This is a genomic window from Fodinicola feengrottensis, from assembly GCF_039530045.1.
GTDB classification, from domain to species: domain Bacteria; phylum Actinomycetota; class Actinomycetes; order Mycobacteriales; family HKI-0501; genus Fodinicola; species Fodinicola feengrottensis.
The window spans coordinates 1-586 of the sequence record NZ_BAAANY010000075.1; the positions used below are offsets into that span (position 1 = coordinate 1).

Annotated in this window: 2 protein-coding genes; both read left to right on the forward strand. The window is 69.6% G+C overall.

Going from position 1 to position 586, the window contains the following annotated elements; genetic code table 11:
* Positions 1-310: hypothetical protein (locus ABD301_RS42225; RefSeq protein WP_344315620.1), on the forward strand; the 310-nt coding region annotated here is incomplete at its 5' end.
* A gap of 6 nt (positions 311-316) precedes the next feature.
* Positions 317-586: RRQRL motif-containing zinc-binding protein (locus ABD301_RS42230; protein WP_344315621.1), on the forward strand; the 270-nt coding region annotated here is incomplete at its 3' end.

The following is a 586-nucleotide window of genomic DNA, read 5'->3' on the forward strand; positions in this document are numbered from 1 at the left end:
TACACCCAGTAACCACCCGATCGACGGTCACACCCTGCACGGACCACTGCTCTCCCTCGCCGTTCACCTCCTGCCGTGGCTGCTGCTGGCGCTGCTGCTGTGGGTCCCGTACTACCTGCTGACCTGCTGGACATGGCCGTTCGCGAACTGCCGGGGATGCGGCGGCCTTGGCAAACGCCGGTCACCGTCAGGCCGCACGTTCCGCGAATGCCCGCGCTGCGGCGGCAGTGGCAGCAAGCTTCGCGCCGGCCGGTACCTGATCAATCACCTACTGGCCAACCGTCGCACCGCGCGCCGGCACGAGCACTGACCGGCCATGCCGACCTATTACGACCCAACCGGCCGCCGGTACGGCCTGCCGACCTTCCCGTACCGCTGCGCTCCCGAGGGAATGGCCACCGTCCGGCAGTTGCGCGCCCGTGGGTTGCGGCCCGGTGGGCAGGAGATCGCAGCTCAGATCATGTGGCGCCGGGGACGCCGGGTCGCCTACCTCTACCGGATCGAGCTGGCCAAACCCAAGCGCACCGCCACTCCGGCGCAGCTGGCCGCGATTGACAAGGCGCTGACCGCGCGTCGCACCTGCTCC